At 62.5% G+C, this 15426-nt stretch carries 10 protein-coding genes and 1 pseudogene; 1 reads left to right on the top strand and 10 read right to left on the bottom strand.

The features are described from left to right. The 5 genes and pseudogenes from HY836_RS18060 to HY836_RS18040 all read right to left on the bottom strand — a co-directional run. Positions 1–1920, bottom strand: a pseudogene (locus HY836_RS18060) (hypothetical protein); the annotation flags it as partial. 1007 nt (positions 1921–2927) lie between these two features. Further along, the gene (locus tag HY836_RS18055; RefSeq protein ID WP_290679086.1) at positions 2928–4190 is read right to left on the bottom strand and encodes a glycosyltransferase family 4 protein; all 1263 of its coding nucleotides are present in this window, start codon (positions 4188–4190) and stop codon (positions 2928–2930) included. 5 nt (positions 4191–4195) lie between these two features. Continuing rightward, positions 4196–5755: an HlyD family type I secretion periplasmic adaptor subunit gene (locus HY836_RS18050; RefSeq protein WP_290679083.1), complete on the bottom strand. Its 1560-nt coding sequence runs from the start codon at positions 5753–5755 to the stop codon at positions 4196–4198. Next, positions 5752–8007 carry a type I secretion system permease/ATPase gene (locus HY836_RS18045; protein ID WP_290679080.1) on the bottom strand — a complete coding sequence of 752 codons (2256 nt, stop codon included), beginning with the start codon at positions 8005–8007 and terminating at the stop codon, positions 5752–5754. The genes HY836_RS18050 and HY836_RS18045 overlap by 4 nt, the downstream gene beginning before the upstream one ends. Before the next feature lie 174 nt (positions 8008–8181). Further along, positions 8182–9327, bottom strand: a complete 1146-nt coding sequence (locus HY836_RS18040; protein WP_290679077.1) for a GGDEF domain-containing protein — start codon at positions 9325–9327, stop codon at positions 8182–8184. 264 nt (positions 9328–9591) lie between these two features. Here HY836_RS18040 and HY836_RS18035 point away from each other — a divergent pair, with 264 nt between their 5' ends. Further along, complete coding sequence (locus HY836_RS18035; RefSeq protein WP_290679074.1) at positions 9592–10515, top strand: SMP-30/gluconolactonase/LRE family protein; 924 nt, start codon at positions 9592–9594, stop codon at positions 10513–10515. A 40-nt stretch (positions 10516–10555) separates the two neighbouring features. Here the strand turns inward: HY836_RS18035 and HY836_RS18030 are convergent, their stop codons facing one another. The 5 genes from HY836_RS18030 to HY836_RS18010 all read right to left on the bottom strand — a co-directional run. Further along, the gene (locus HY836_RS18030; RefSeq protein WP_290679071.1) at positions 10556–10804 is read right to left on the bottom strand and encodes a DUF1488 family protein; all 249 of its coding nucleotides are present in this window, start codon (positions 10802–10804) and stop codon (positions 10556–10558) included. A gap of 189 nt (positions 10805–10993) precedes the next feature. After that, positions 10994–11878, bottom strand: a complete 885-nt coding sequence (locus tag HY836_RS18025) for a 3-keto-5-aminohexanoate cleavage protein (RefSeq protein WP_290679068.1) — start codon at positions 11876–11878, stop codon at positions 10994–10996. Positions 11879–11880: 2 nt separating this feature from the next. Next, a complete protein-coding gene (locus HY836_RS18020) occupies positions 11881–13899 on the bottom strand; it encodes a biotin carboxylase N-terminal domain-containing protein (protein WP_290679064.1) in 2019 nt (672 codons plus the stop codon). A 21-nt stretch (positions 13900–13920) separates the two neighbouring features. Further along, positions 13921–14763, bottom strand: a complete 843-nt coding sequence (locus tag HY836_RS18015; RefSeq protein WP_290679061.1) for an enoyl-CoA hydratase/isomerase family protein — start codon at positions 14761–14763, stop codon at positions 13921–13923. 20 nt (positions 14764–14783) lie between these two features. Further along, on the bottom strand, positions 14784–15426 hold a 643-nt coding region (locus tag HY836_RS18010), incomplete at its 5' end, for an acyl-CoA dehydrogenase (RefSeq protein WP_290679058.1).

The raw sequence follows: 15426 nt of genomic DNA, 5'->3' as shown, positions 1-15426 counted from the left end.
TTCCACGATTCCGCGTGTGGTGATGGTGTCATCACCCTGTCCGCCATAGATGGTGTTGTAGTTGTAGAAATCGGTGATGGTGTCGTTGCCATCCCCACCAAGGAGCGTGTCATCGCCATTGCCGCCATCGATGGTGTCGTTTCCTGCTCCTCCCCATGCAAAGTCGTTGCCTGCCCCCAGGCTCAGGGAGTCAGTGGTGCGACTACCCATATATAGATCGTTGCCGGCACTGGTGGAATTGACCGCTTGCCAGTTGGAGTCGTATATCGGCGAATCCACAGCAATTGAATCAAGCCATCCAGTCAATTTGCCAAGGGCGTCATAGCCGATTGCTTTAGTCGATGAGTTAGCAAACTTCTTTAAATCAATGAGATCTAGAAGTGCATCGTGCTCGTTGGTCGCCTTGTTGGTCGCAAGGAGGTTGTCCAACCCACTCGTATCAAACCCCACCCCACTATCCGACACCGTCAATGTGACCGCATCAAAATACGGCTTCAACCGCGTCTGCAAAGCCAGCGCGCCATAGGTCGATTCGCGCAACGCCGTATATGCGCTTTCCAGCGAAGACGTCACGCCGCTGGGCAAGCTTGTGCCCCAACGCGAGATCAGCTGAGTCAGGCCGGTTTGCCCATTGAACTGTTCCAGCGCGATGATCTTGCGGTATAGCGTGGGGTTGGCGCGGGCGAAGGTCTGGATCTTCTGGCCCATCGGGTCGCTGGGGTTGGCCAGGGTGAATTCGTCGGGCGCGCCGGGCACGAAGGGGTTGCTGGTCGTCAGGGCGGAGGTGGCGCCCCATTGCTGCACGAGTTGGTCGAGCAGCGCCATTTGCGCGTCGCGGGTGGTGGCGGCGGCGAACTGGGTGACGGTGTTGGTCAGCGTCGTGGCCTGCGTGGTGCCCAGGCTCATGGCTTCGCGCAAGCCGTGTACCGAGCCGCTGCCGTGCATCTCAGGCAAGGCGGTGGCGGTGCTGGTCAGCGGCACGGCGGGCAACTGGCTGTAGAAGGGGTTGTCCGCCAGGTTGAGGTTGTAGGCGGCGCTGTCGGCCGCCACGGACACGCTGTCGATTTCGCTGGTGCCGGTGGTGCGGGTGACCACCGCCGTGCCCGTGACGGTGTTGCCGTTGTTCTGGAAGTTGGTCGAGGTGAAGTTCAGCGCGATGCTGGTGATGCCCTTATCAGCCAGCGTGCTGAGTTCGCCCGCATCGGACACGCCGTTTTGGTTCAGGTCTTGCCACAGGCGCACTTGGGTGAACACGTCGCCGTCTGCAGCATTGAAGACGGTGTCACCATTGGTGTTCAGCGCAGCCAGTGCCTCAAAGCCATTCGTGGCCTTGCGGGTGACGTTGTTGACCGTGATGTCGGTGTCTACGCCGAACAGTTCCAGGCCCGAGGCGATGATGCCGTCGTTGCCGAAATCGCGCACCAGCCACGCATCGCTGCCGTCTAGCCAACCCGTGGCGGACTTGGCGCCATCGCCGTTGTGGTCAAACAGGAGGGGGGCGGCGGTGTTGATCGCGACGGTCTTGATGCCGTCGCCGGCGAGGTCGATGGCTAGGGGGTCGCGAGGGCGCCAGGTTACGGCGTTTTGCCATCCGCTATTCGTCGTGTCCGAAATGCCTCCATGCGGTGGCTTGCACATGGGGTGCACTATGACTTGCCCATCGGTAGTGATCTCTAAGTCGATGTCCCAATCTAGTCCTTTGGGCATGTCATGCCATTTGACTGCGCTGGGATCTACCCCCATTGCGTCGGCGATTTTGTTTCCTAGACCACTTGCGGCGTCGTTAAACCAGTCCTTAACCCCCGGGCCGGCAACGATAGATGCAGCGGCGGCAATACCCAGCGCTAGGCCCGTTATGGGGGCGCCTGTTATCGCAGCCACCCCCAGCATGGTCGCTAATACTGATCCGGTAATTTGCATTACGTCGCTAGGCTGCAGTTGACCAGATGTCCATTTGTTGACTGCACTGGCCGTGTTAAGTGTTCCAGCCGCTGCATTTAGCCCAACTCCAAACGGAGAAGTCCCGGCAAGTGTTCCTGCCAGATTTACTACGTTTGTATATGCCTCAAATCCATTGTTTGATGTTGCAACATCCCAGCCGCCTTGTGAGGCTTGAATTGCATCTGATATTCCGTTAACTAGTTGAGAGGGAGAGTAACCCATTTTTCTTCCTGATTTAGATTGATGTGATTAGTTATGGATTCTTGATTGTCTTGCTCGGATTGCAATAAATATCCAAATTACAGCCTGAACAACTGCGACGGTTAAAAGGGCTTTCCTGTTGATGGGGTGAGGTTTTGTGGGGGTGAGCGATAGTGCCGTGAAGAGAAGCAGGATAATGAAGTAGCCCCAGCGCCACCTTTGGTTTCTAAAGCTTCTAAGAAAAACAATCTTGAAAAGGGGTTCTTTGGATTTGGTTTTGATTCGATCCTCAATTTCGTGGATGAACGGAACTGAAAGCCAGTTAAGAATAACAAGTGCACCAATGTCCATATTTCTTGCTGGGTGTATGTTGCCGAATTAAAAAGGCATTGATGCTAGAAAATCAGCCCGCTGATAAGCATCGCATCGATAGGTCGATCGTTCTGATGGCTTTGGTAAATTTGGCATATCGTGGCCCCTTTAGATTTCATTGAGAAGTCTGTTTGCGGACATGAAGAGAACACCAAAACTGAATGCCGCGATGGTCCAATGCGATGACACTGTGATGAAGCAGCGGGTCGCGTTTGTTGGGCAAAGCTGCGGATAGTAGAAATATCCTGCCAGCGCCCCGGCACCGCCTGTGGCAAGGTTCAAGTATTGAATACGCATATTGGCTCTGACTGGCTGGCTTGCCTCAGATCATCTATTGGTCAACCTGATTTCAATTTAGTCCGAAGATCCTATCTGTCCGCCCAATAGCAGTCATCCCCATTGAGAGGGGATGACTACAAAGGTATTGTTAATAGAGGGGAGTTCGCTCCGTCAGCCAATTTCTCAGCCACCAACAAGCGCCTGAACGCCCTCTCCCCATCCGCCAGGCTATACCGCTCTTTCACACACTTCTGTGCCGCCACCCTCAGGGGCTTGAGCGCCGCCTGGTTGTCGATCGCCTCGACGATCCGATCCGCCATGGCGCCGGTGTCAAAGAAGTCCACCAGCAGGCCGTTTTCACCATCGTTGATCACCTCCTGTACCGGCCCGGTGCGTGAGCCGATCACCAGGCAGCCCGAGGCCATGGCTTCGAGCATGGACCACGACAGCACGAAGGGGTAGGTGAGGTAGATGTGCGCGGCAGATACCTGCAGCACCTTGCGGTACTGGTCGTACGGCAGCTTGCCCATGAAGTGGGTGCGGCTGGCATCGAGCTTGACTTCGCGCAGCATCTTCTCGCGCCAGTTGGGCGCGTCGCTGGGTTTTTGGCCGTAGCTCACGTCGTCACCGCCCACGATGATGGTGTGGCAGCGCGGGTGGGCGCGTTGCACCTTTTCCAGTGCGCGCATGAAGTTGTGAAAACCTCGGTAGGGCTCCAGGTTGCGCGCCACGTAGGTGATGACAGGGTCACCCGCCTTGACGACATGGCCGTTGGGCAGTTTGAACTGCGCGCTGGGGTCGGGCTGCAGCAGGTCGGTGTCGATGCCTTCGTGTGCCAGTTCGATCTTGGGCAGGTAGATGCCGGGGTGGCGTGAGCGTTGCCAGTTGGTCGGGCTCACGCCCACATCACAGTGCTCCAGGTTGAGCGTGTGCAGGGCGTTCCAGGTGCGCAGCTTGGCCAGGGTGTCGAACGAGGTGGGGAACTCGGGGTCGAAGCCGGTGTCGCTGCCGGGGGTGCCGTAGAACCATTCGCAGAAGTGGATCAGGCGCGCATCGGGGAAGATGTCGCGCACGTACAGCGTTTCGCCCCAGCCGGGGTGGGCCAGGATGGCGTCAGGCCGGTAGCCTTGCTGTTTGAGCTTGATCATCACCCGCGCCGTGGCCTGGCCGTGCAGCACGGCGTCTTCCATCTGGCGCAGGTAGGGGTGGGTTTCCTTGGCCGGCTTGCGCGAGGTGTCGTACGGGATCCAGCGCACCGTCTCCATGCCGGGTGCGGTGCGGCGGCCCATGCCGATCACTGCCCACCCAGGCTGCTGCGCCCACACGTGGCCAATGCGGCGGAACTGGCCAGGGAAGTTCTGGTGAACGATGAGGATGCGTTGCTTGATCTCGGCCATGCTGATCAACGCTCCCTCAAACTCTCTTTGGCGTAGCTCTGCACGGGGCTGAGCAGGTACTCGATCACACGGCGTTTGCCGGTTTTGATCTCGGCGGTGACGTTCATGCCAGGTGCCAGGCGGATGGGCTTGCCATCCACATCAATGGTGTTCTGGGCCAGCGTGAGCGTGGCGGGGAACACGGCGCCACCAGGGGCGGGCACGGTCTTGCCATCTTTGTCGGGCTGTGAGCGGCCGGGCTCCTGCATCACCGCATCGGCCGTGATGGTGGTGACCTTGGCCGGCACGGTGCCGTAGCGCGTGTAGGGGAAGGTCTCCAGCTTGATCTCGGCCGTTTGCCCCAGGTTCACGAAGCCCACGTCCTTGTTTTCCAGGGTGACGTCAGCGGTGACCTGCGCTTGCTCGGGCACCACCACCAGCAGCACCTGCGCGGGCGTGACCACGCCACCCGTGGTGTGGATGGCCAACTGCTGCACGGTGCCATCCACTGGCGCGGTCAAGGTGGTGAGCCGTTCGCGCTGGCTGGCCTTGGCGCCTTCGGCCACCAGTTGGCGGGCTTGCAGGTCGGCCTTGGCATGGCGTTCGTTCAGGGTCTTGAGCGTGTCGGCCTTCCAGGCGGTCAATGCCTGCTCGGCTTGCGCGATCTCGGCCTTGGTTTCTTCGCGGCGGGCTCGGTAGGTGGCCAGGTCTTGCTCCATCTCGATGCGGGCGCGGGTGCGGTCCTGCCCGGCGTGCTGGCTCACGAAGCCTTGGGTTGCCAGTGCGCTGAAGTCTTCTTCACGCTTTTGCACGATGGGCAAGGTGGCCTTGAGTTTGGCCACTTGTTCGCGCACGGTTTCCAGCACCGCTTTCTTGGTATCGATGTCGGCTTGCAGTTTGGCTTGTTGGGCTTTGATGCCTTGCCATTCGGCGTCCAACTGGTTGAGGGCCATGTTCAGCTCGGTGCCGCTCAGGCCGCTGTCAGGCTGGCTGGCCTCTGCGGGCAGGGTCGGGGTCTTGACCTTGCTCTTTTTGTCCAGCGCGTCCAGCAGGGCCTGGGTGCGCCAGGCTTCTGACAAGGCCCCAGCGCGCTCTTGCGTCACGCGGCTGTTGTCGGCCTGGGCCGTGGTGGGGTCCAGCTCGATGAGCACCTGGCCAGCCTTGACCTTGTCACCATCTTGCACCTTGATGCTCTTGACGACGCTGGCTTCCAGCGGCTGAATGAGCTTGGTACCCTGGCTGACCACGATGCGGCCCGGGGCCACGGCCACGATGTCTACCTTGCCGAAGCAGGCCCACAGGATGGCGATGGTAAAGAGGCTGACGATGGCCCAGATGGCGCGCCGGGGCGCCGGATGGGGCGGCCTGGCTTGCAGGCTGAGCGCGGCGGGCAGGAAGGCGGCCTCATCGGCCAGGCGGGCGGGGCCGGCCAGTTCGTGGCGGTGGGCCCAGGCCGCGCCGATCACGGCCTTGTAGTGGCCGAGCAAGTCGCGCAGGGGGTGGCGCGTGGCTTGTTGAGGCGCGGCTTGCCCGGCTTCCTTGGCGTTTTCAACGGTGTTGGCCTTGTTCACGGTGGTGGTGTTCATGGCTGGCCCTCCTGCGAGGTGCCATCTACGGGGTTGTGGCCCTGTTGCATGCGCCACAGGTAGGCATACAGGCCCTTGGGGCGTTGCACCAGTTCGTCGTGCGGGCCGGCCTCGACGATGCGGCCGCGCTCCATGGCGATGATGCGGTTGGCGTGGCGCACGGCGCTCAGGCGGTGCGCGATGATGATCACGGTGCGGCCCTTGCAGATGTGGGCCATGTTGCGCTGGATGATGGCTTCGGACTCGTAATCAAGCGCCGAGGTGGCCTCGTCAAAGATCAGCACGCGCGGGTTGGTGAACAGGGCGCGGGCAATGGCCACGCGCTGGCGCTGGCCACCGCTGAGTGACGAACCTTGCTCGCCCACGATGGTGTCGTAACCCTCGGGCAGTTCGCTGATGAAGTCATGTGCGCCAGCCATGCGGGCGGCCTGGATCACCGCTTCCAGCGGCGCGGCCGGGTCTGCAATGGCGATGTTCTCGCGCACGCTGCGGTTGAACAGGAAGTTGTCTTGCAGCACGACGCCGATCTGGCGGCGCAGCTGTGCCGCATCCACCAGGCTGATGTCGATGCCATCGATCAGCACGCGGCCTTGTTCGGGCACATACAGGCGCTGCACGAGCTTGGTCAGCGTGCTTTTGCCCGAGCCCGAACGGCCCACGATGCCGATGACTTCACCGGGGCGGATGTCGATGCCTACTTCGTGCAGCACGGGTGCGGCTTCAGGGCGGTAGCGGAAGGTGACCTTGTCCAGCGTGATGCGGCCTTTGACGGGTGGCAGTTGGGCGGCATTGCTGGGCGGTACTTCGGTGCGGGTGTTGAGGATGTCACCCAGGCGCTGCATGGAGATGCCGGTTTGCTGGAAGTCCGTCCACATCTGTGCCATGCGCATGATGGGCTGGGCCACACGGCCGGCGAACATGTTGAAGGCCACGAACTGGCCGACGGTCATCTCGTGGTCCATCACCAGTTTGGCGCCATACCAGAGCGTGGCGGCGTTGATCAGTTTGCCGATCAGGTTGATGCCTTCGTGGGCCCAGGTGGCCAGGCTTTGGGTCTTGAAGCTGGCGGACACATAGCCGGCGAGCTGGTTGTCCCAGCGGCGGGCCATGGCAGGTTCCAGCGCATTGGCTTTCACTGTCTGGATGCCGGTGATGGTCTCCACCAGCATGGCCTGGTTTTCGGCGCCGCGTGCGAACTTCTCGTTGAGGCGCCCGCGCAGCACGGGCACCACGCCCAGGGTCAGCGCGGCATACAGCGGCAGGCTGATCAGCACGATGAGCGTGAGCGGCACGCTGTAGAGCATCATCACAGCAATGAACAGCACCGAGAACACCACGTCGAGCACGAGGGTGAGTGCCTGGCCCGTGAGGAAGTTGCGGATGTTTTCCAGCTCGCGCACGCGGGCCACGGAATCACCCACGCGGCGAGCCTGGAAGTAGGCCAGTGGCAGTTGCAGCATGTGGCGGAACAGGCGGGCGCCGAGTTCCACGTCCATGCGGCTGGTGGTGTGGCTGAACACATAGGCGCGCAAGCCGGTGAGCAGGCTTTCGAACACGACCACCACAACCAGCCCCACGATCAGTACATCCAGTGTGGTCAGGCCACGGTGCACCAGCACCTTGTCCATCACGACCTGGAAGAACAAGGGGCTGATCAGCGCAAACAGTTGCAGGAACAGCGAGACCATCAGCACTTCGCCAATGAGCTTGCGGTATTTGACGATGCTGGGGATGAACCAGGTGAAGTCGAACTTGGCCAGGGCGCCGGCCAGGCTGGCGCGGCTGGTGGCCAGCAGCAGGTCGCCGCTGCCGGTGGGGGCCCATTGCTGGAGGAAAACCTCGATGGGTTCGATGGTCGGGCGCCCGCCCCCTTCTTCGTTCGGATCCTGAAAGAGCACACGCTGGCCATCGCACTGGGCCAGCAGCACCCATCGGCTGTGGCCGTTGGCGTCTTGCAGGCGGGCCAGGGCCGGCAGGGGGGCAAGCGACAGGCGTGAGGCCTGGGTGCGGCTGATCTTGGCCTTGAGGCCCAGTTCCTTGGCGGCGCCCAGCAGTTCGGCGTCATCGGCAGGGGTGCTCGCGCTCAACCCACGCGTGTGCATCAGCGATTCGGGGTCCGCCGCGATGTGGTGCAGGCGGGCCAGCAGGGTCAGGGCCTTCCACGGCTGTGGGGGCAAAGCTGGTGCGATGGTGGGGGCGGTGGACGTGGCCTTGTCGGCATCGTCCGCCTCGAATTGAGCGGTTGACTGCATACCTACCCTGTGAAATCTTGTTTTGAACGAAGCCCGGGCATTATCGGACGGCCTCGCTTGTGTCTGGCAGCCCCTACAAGGGGGCCCTGCAGGGGTATCTGTTACAAACTGTTGAGGTCCCGACACCTCGCGTCACCATGCCAGCGCAGGCCCATGCGCTCGCAAGAATCCCTGCTAACCCGGTGGTGCTTTCATCAGGCTTGTCTGTGCCTGGTCAGAGGGCGCGAGCACAACTTGATTGCGCCCCGCATTTTTGCCTCTGTAGAGCGCAGTATCCGCCCGTTGGATGGCCTGGTCGGCCACTTCGTTGGCACTCAACGCCGAGAGGCCCAAGGTGGCCGTGAGCGTGATGTCGGTGTTCCTGGCCGGGATGCGCAGGTCGGCAATGCTTTGCCTGAGTCGTTCTGCGATGGACTGTGCGACACCCACGTCTGCAAAGGGCAGGATGATCAGAAACTCTTCCCCGCCCCAACGCGCCACGAAATCCATGTCGCGGACACCTGTTTTGAGGACGTCGGCGACGGCCTGAAGCGCCCAGTCCCCCATGTTGTGACCGTGGGTGTCATTGAGATTCTTGAAGTGGTCGATATCGATGAGCAGTACCGCGGTGGGATGCGGTTTGCGCTCGCGCACGGCTTGTTCGCGCTCCAATGCGGCCAGGATGCTGCGGCGGTTCATCAAGCCGGTGAGGCTGTCGGTGGTGGCCAGCTCGTGCAGGCGCTCTTCGGCCTGGGTGATGAGGTGCACGTACAGCACCGTGAGGCCGCTGAGCAGGGCAATGGTGGTGGCGAGGTTGAAGCGATGCAGGTAGGCCAGGGTGTCTGGTGGCATCAGGAATTGAGGGGGCGCCTTGCGCCAATACCAGTCCAGCAGCAGGTAGGAAATGGCCATCACGCTGGCGAAGGTGATTTTGAACGGCCATTTGTGAAGCTGGTTGGCCAGATAGACGGGAATGGTCACGAGCAGGTAGTAGTGGAAACCGCTTTCCCATCCCACGGTGACGACCGCGAGGATGGCGTGCGCGGCGACCTCGGCAATCATCAAGAACATGGCGGGGCCGATGATGTCGCGCCGAATCAGCGCGGCGGCCAGCACATAGGTCAGGACGCTGCCAACGTTCACCCACATCATGGGTGTGACCAGCGCCTGATAGAACAGTACGCCAAAGGCCAGGTGCGTGACACCGGCCAGCAGGCAGGCGCTGCTGAGCAAGAGCTTGAAGGAGTGCGTGGCAACCGATGGGGTCAAGGCGGAGGCCAAGTCCTGGTGCTGGTGCTGGTGCTGGTGCTGGTGCTGGTGCTGGTGAGAAGGGCTTCCCATGCGGCCAGCATAGCAGCCACATGCTTCTGCCCCATTCAAGCCCGCGAACAGCTGGATTTCCAACTGGGCGGCGGCATTTCCCGCTTCTGATCAGCACGGCATGGTTCTGGCGCAGGCCTGGCCCGCGGTGATGCGGCTGGACGACAGCCGTTCAATTGACCTCGTGTTAACCCCATCGCCAAATCGATGGGGTGTCTCTAGCATGAAGTGATTGGCGTATCACTTTTATGGTGCGTGTGGCATTTCATACCGAGGAGACACAAGATGGCGATACGAAAAACAAGGCAAGTAGCAGGGCATATCGTGCGGGCCAGCCTGTGGGCACTGGCCGGGTTGACCGGGGCGGCGCAGGCCTCTGACCCGGGCATGCCCGATTGCGGCGGCACAGGTGCTTTGCGGGTGCTCGACGAAAAGCAGGGCGCCATCGAATCCCTGGCCTTTCTGCCGTCGGGCAAGCTGGTGTTCAGCAATAACTTGAGCGGTGTGCTCAAACGCAAGGACGGCCCGGCCATGGCGCCAGTTGCGGTGGCTGAAGGGTTGAAGTTTCCGGGCGGCATCGTCGTCAACAGCGAACGCGAGATCATGATCGGGACGGGCAATGGCCTGGGCGGGCTGACGCCGTCGCTGGGGTTGGCCGGCATCGCACGTGTGGATCTGATCGCTGGCACGGTGATGCCCGTGATCAAGGGCTTGTCGATGGCCAATGGGCTGGTGAGGGCGACCGACGGGACTTATTACGCCTCGGACGATCTGGCCAAGAGCCTGGACCGTGTCCTGCCTGACGGCACGGTGCAGCGCAAGTGGCTGGCGCAAAACAGCAATGGGCTCGCCCTGAGTCAGGATGGGCGCACGCTCTACGTCAATCAGTTCCTGCCTGCGGGCATCAAGGCCGTCAACCTGGTTGATGGGCAGGTGCGTGACCATGCCAAAGTGCCGTCACAACGCAGCCTGGCCGGTTTGGATGGGCTGACGATTGATGATCATGGCAACTTGTACGTGGTGGCCTATTTCAGTGGCGAAGTCTGGCGCGCCTCGCCCCAGGGAAGCTTGTGCCGACTGGTGTCAGGCTTGAGCCTGCCCAGTGCCGTGGCCATCGGGCGGGAGGGGCAAGGCTTTTTGCCGGACAGCCTGTATATCGCCACTCACAGTGGCCGACTGATGGCGCTGCCTGGCGCGGTGCCACGTTGAAGTTTTTTTCTGGGGCGTGGCGTGACAGGGCGCAGCAGGTTCAGAAGTCGTACTTGGAGATGAGGATGGGTTCGGGGCAGGCCTTGGAGAGTTTGTCCTGCACCACGGCTTCGATGGCCTGAGCATGCGCGTGATACGCGTCGACCCAGTCCTGCTGGCTGTGGCCGGCTGCAAAGCGCGTCTCCAGCGCCTCGCGGGTGATGATGGCGCGCACCAGCCTGCGGCCAATGGGCATGCGCACAATCACGGAATCGTGGCCGGCGTAGACGGGTGGGCGAACGTCGTTCATCTTGTGTCTCCTTCCAGTGAGCAAGACGCTCACGGTTCGATGGAAGGGCCCAGTGTCTGGCGTGCGCGCTGGCAAGCGGGTAAGGAGATGCTTCTCAGCCTTCAAATGGTTGCGGCCTGCCGGGCTTTACCCAGGCAGGCCGCATGCAGTCAGGTGAAGACTTGCTTGTTGTTGCAAGCGTAAAGTTGGTCAGGCCTTGACGCCGTGTTCCGATGCGGCCTTCAAACCCAGCATCTGACGGGCTTCTGCGGGCGATGCCACGTCGCGGCCGGCACGGCGTGCGCATTGCGCCAGGGCTTCGATCAGCTGACCGTTGCCGGTGGTGCGCTCGCCGCCGGGCAGGTAGAAGGTGTCTTCCACGCCGGTGCGCAGCATGCCGCCGAGTTCGGCCGTGGCCTGGTGCACGGCCCAGATCTCTTCGCGGCCAATCAGCGTGGCCTGCCAGGTGGTGCCTTGCTTGCGGTACTTGACCAGCAGCTTGAGCAGGTCGGCATCGACGGGCATGCCGGAGGCCACGCCCATCACGAAGTTGTACTCCAGGTAGTCGGCCATGCCGGCCTTCTGGTACATCTCGACCGAGCGCACGATGCCCACGTCGAAGCATTCGAACTCGGGGCGCGTGCCCACTTCGTTCATCACGTCGATCATGGCCTTGACCTTGTCGACCTGGTTGTCGAACAGCATGGGTGGCCAGGCCCATTGGCCGTCTGCCTTGATCTTGAGGTAGTTCAGGCTGCCGGCATTGCAGGCGGCGATTTCGGGGCGAACGGCGCGGATACAGGCCGAGGGGCCGGAGATGTCCGGGCCGACCACACCGGTGGTCAGGTTGATGATGACGCCAGGGCAGGCGGCACGGATGGCGGTGTCGATCTCGGAGGCGACAGCCGGATCCCAGCTGGGGAAGCGGCCCATGCCGGGCTCCTGACGGCGCAGGTGCACGTGCATGATCGACGCGCCTGCATCGAAGGCTTCGCGCGCGGCGGCAGCCATCTGGGCGGCCGTGACCGGCACGGGGTGTTGAGCCGGGTCGGTGAGCACGCCGGTGAGGGCGCAGGTCAGAATGGCCTTGTCCATGATCAGGATTCCTTCGTAGCAGTGAGTTCGATGTCGATCAGCAGGGTCTTGGCCTGCACCTGTTCGCCCGTTTGTGCATAAACGGCCTTGATCACGCCCGGGGCCTGGGCGGACAGCCACATTTCCATCTTCATGGCCTCGATGCTCAGCAGCGGCTGGCCTTCGGTGACCACATCACCGGCCTTGACCAGGACTTGCGCCACGGTGCCAGCCACAGGGGCCAGGGCGCGGCTGGGGTCCACGGCATTGCCGGCATCAGGCCATGCGGAGACTTCGCTGAACACGAACACGGCGGCGTCCTGCACGAGGTGCAGTTCTTCACCGCACCACACGGCGATCACGCGGCGCTGCACAGCATCGAGTTCGTAGCGCAGCACGCCACCACGTGTGGCGTCGCCCAGTTGATCGGCGCCGTGGCTGATGAGGCGCATGGCGTGGGGTGCGGCCTTGGTGGAGGGGCTCACATCGAAGCGGCCCTGGCGGTGGCCCTGCACACGCAGCGTGCGCTTGGTGGCATCACATTGCAGGGGCACGTCAAAGCCGGTGACGCTGTCAGCGCGCAAGGCGGGTGCGGCAATGCCGGCATCCAGGCTTTGCTGGCGGGCGGCGAACACGGCAGCGGCCACCAGCCAGGCCTCATCGGGCGCGACAGGGCGTTGCAGGATGGACTCGTTGTCGATCAACCATTGGTCGATGAGCGTGGTCGTCATCGTACCGGCGCGGAAGCGTTCGTGGTCCACCAGATCGCGCAGGAAGCGGGCGTTGTGCTTGAGGCCCAGCAGCGGTGCGTCGTCCAGCGTGGCGATCAGTCGGCGGATGGCGTCGTCGCGGTCACGGCCGTGCACGATGAGCTTGGCCACCATGGGGTCGTAATGTGGGGTGACGGTGCCACCTTCTACGATGCCGTCGTCAATGCGCACGCCATCAAACAAGGCCAGCGCGGGGCGCCACCAGTTGATCAGGCCGGTCTGCGGCGCAAAGCCGGCATACGGGTCTTCGGTGTACAGGCGCGCTTCAATGGCATGGCCGCTGAGCGTGATCTGATCCTGCTTGAGCGGCAGAGGCTGGCCAGCGGCCACGCGCAGTTGCCATTCCACCAGGTCGAGACCCGAGATCATTTCAGTGACGGGGTGCTCCACCTGCAGGCGGGTGTTCATCTCCAGGAAGTAGTAGTTCAGTTCCTGGTCGACGATGTACTCGATGGTGCCGGCGCCGCAATAGTTGATGGCCTTGGCGGCCAGCACTGCATCGCGGCCCATGGCTTCGCGCATGGCGGGGCTCACCACGGGCGAGGGCGACTCTTCGATCACCTTCTGGCGACGGCGCTGGGCCGTGCAATCGCGCTCGCCGATGTAGACGGCGTTGCCGTGGCTGTCGGCAAAGACCTGGATCTCGATGTGGCGGCCGTCCAGCACCAGGCGCTCCAGCATCAGCGTGCCATCGCCAAAGGCGCTTTGCGCTTCGCGGCGGGCGCTGGTGATGGCCTGTTGCAGCTCATCGGCCTGATGGACCAGGCGCATGCCGCGGCCACCACCGCCGCTCACGGCCTTGACCAGCAGCGGGAAGCCCAGGCGTTTGCCTTCGGCGATCAGCGTTTCGTCGTTCTGGTCGGCGCCCAGGTAGCCGGGGGCAGTGGGCACGCCGGCCTTGATCATTTCCTTCTTGGCGCCGGCCTTGTCACCCATCACGCGGATGGCTTCGGGCGAGGGGCCGATGAAGATCACGCCCGCATCGGCACAAGCTTGTGCGAAGCCCGCGTTCTCCGACAGGAAGCCGTAGCCGGGGTGGATGGCATTGGCGCCGGTCTTGCGGCAGGCGTCCAGCAAGGCCTCGACCTTGAGGTAGGACTCGGCAGCCGGCGCGGCACCGATGCAGACCGCTTCGTCAGCCAGGCTGACATGCGGCGCTTGTGCATCGGCTTCGCTGAACACGGCCACGGTGCGGTAGCCGAGCTTGCGTGCGGTGCGGATCACGCGGCATGCAATCTCTCCACGGTTGGCGATGAGAATTTTCTTGATCATGGTGATGTCAACTCAAGCGCTTCAGGAGGCCTGGGGGACCCAGCTGGGTTTCTTTTTCTGCATGAATGCACTCGTGCCTTCTTGTCCCTCGTCACTGAGCACAGCGCGGGCGAACATCTCGGCCGCGTCGTCGATCAGGTTCTCGGGGGTGTTCTGGCGGGCGTTGGCCAGCAGGCTCTTGGTGGCAGCGATCGCTCGCGGACCGCACGCCATGATGCTGGCGATGGTGTTGTGCAGCGCATCGTTGAGCGCGTCCACGTTGCCATGCACCTCGTGCACCAGGCGGATGGTCAGCGCGTCTTGCGCATTGACCTTCGCACCGGTCACAGACAGGCGCTTGGCCTCGGCATAACCGAGCCGCTCCACCAGGAAGGGCGCAATCTGCGCGGGGATGATGCCCAGCGAGGTCTCGGGCAGGCGGAAGCTCACGTTGTCCAGCGCCAGGGTGACGTCGGACACACAAGCCAGGCCAAAACCGCCGCCCATCACGGTGCCTTCGAGCACGGTGACCACTGGTAGCGAGGTGCGAGCAAAGGCCAGGCACAGGCGCCCGAACTGCGCGTTGACCTGTGCCACCGGGCTGGGGCCTTGGGCCTTCACACCGGTCTTGGCTTCTTCTGCCTGCTGCACAGCCAGCTTCATGCGGGCCTGGGCCATGTCGCTGATGTCGCCGCCGGCACAGAAGTGCCCGCCCGCACCGCGCAGCACGATGACGCGCACGCCGGCGTCTTCTTCGGCCTGACGCAACGTGGTCAACAGCTCGTTGATCATGGCCAGGGACATGGCATTGCGCACTTCAGGCCGGTTGAGCGTGATGGTGCAGATGCCTTTGTCCTGCCGGACCTGGATGGTGGAGGTGGTCATCGTGAGGCGCCTGGGTTGGATTACTTGCGGGCCTTCTTGGGCAGGGTGCCTTCGAACTTGCAGATGATGCCCAGCATGATTTCATCGGCGCCGCCACCGATCGAGACCAGACGGCCGTCACGGTAGGCTTGCGAGATGGGGTTGTCATACGTGAAGCCCATGCCGCCCCAGTACTGCAGGCAGCTGTCGGCCACTTCGCGGATCAGGCGGCCGCACTTGAGCTTGGCCATCGAAGCCATGCGGGTCACGTCCTTGCCTTGCACATACTCTTCCACCGCGCGGTAGACCAGCGAGCGCAGCAGCTCGACTTCGGTGCGCAACTCGGCCAGACGGAAGTGGATGACCTGGTTGTTGATCAGCGGCTGGCCAAAGGTGTGGCGCTCCTGGCAGTACTCGATGGTCAGGTCGATCAGCTTGTCCAGCATCTTCAGGGAGTTGGCGGCACCGTACAGGCGCTCTTCCTGGAACTGGATCATCTGCATCATGAAGCCGGCACCTTCCGTACCGACCAGGTTGCGACGAGGCACGCGCACGTTGTCAAAGAAGATCTGCGCCGTGTCCGACGAGTTCATGCCGATCTTCTTGATCTTCTGCGTGGTGATGCCCTTGGCATCCATCGGCACGATGATCATGGACTTGTTGCTGTGGACCGGGCCTTCGGAG

It is taken from the genome of Aquabacterium sp. (genome assembly GCF_016234775.1).
Taxonomy (GTDB): Bacteria; Pseudomonadota; Gammaproteobacteria; order Burkholderiales; family Burkholderiaceae_C; genus Aquabacterium.
Note: the sequence above shows the minus strand (reverse complement) of the source record. Positions and strands in the feature narration are given on the sequence as shown.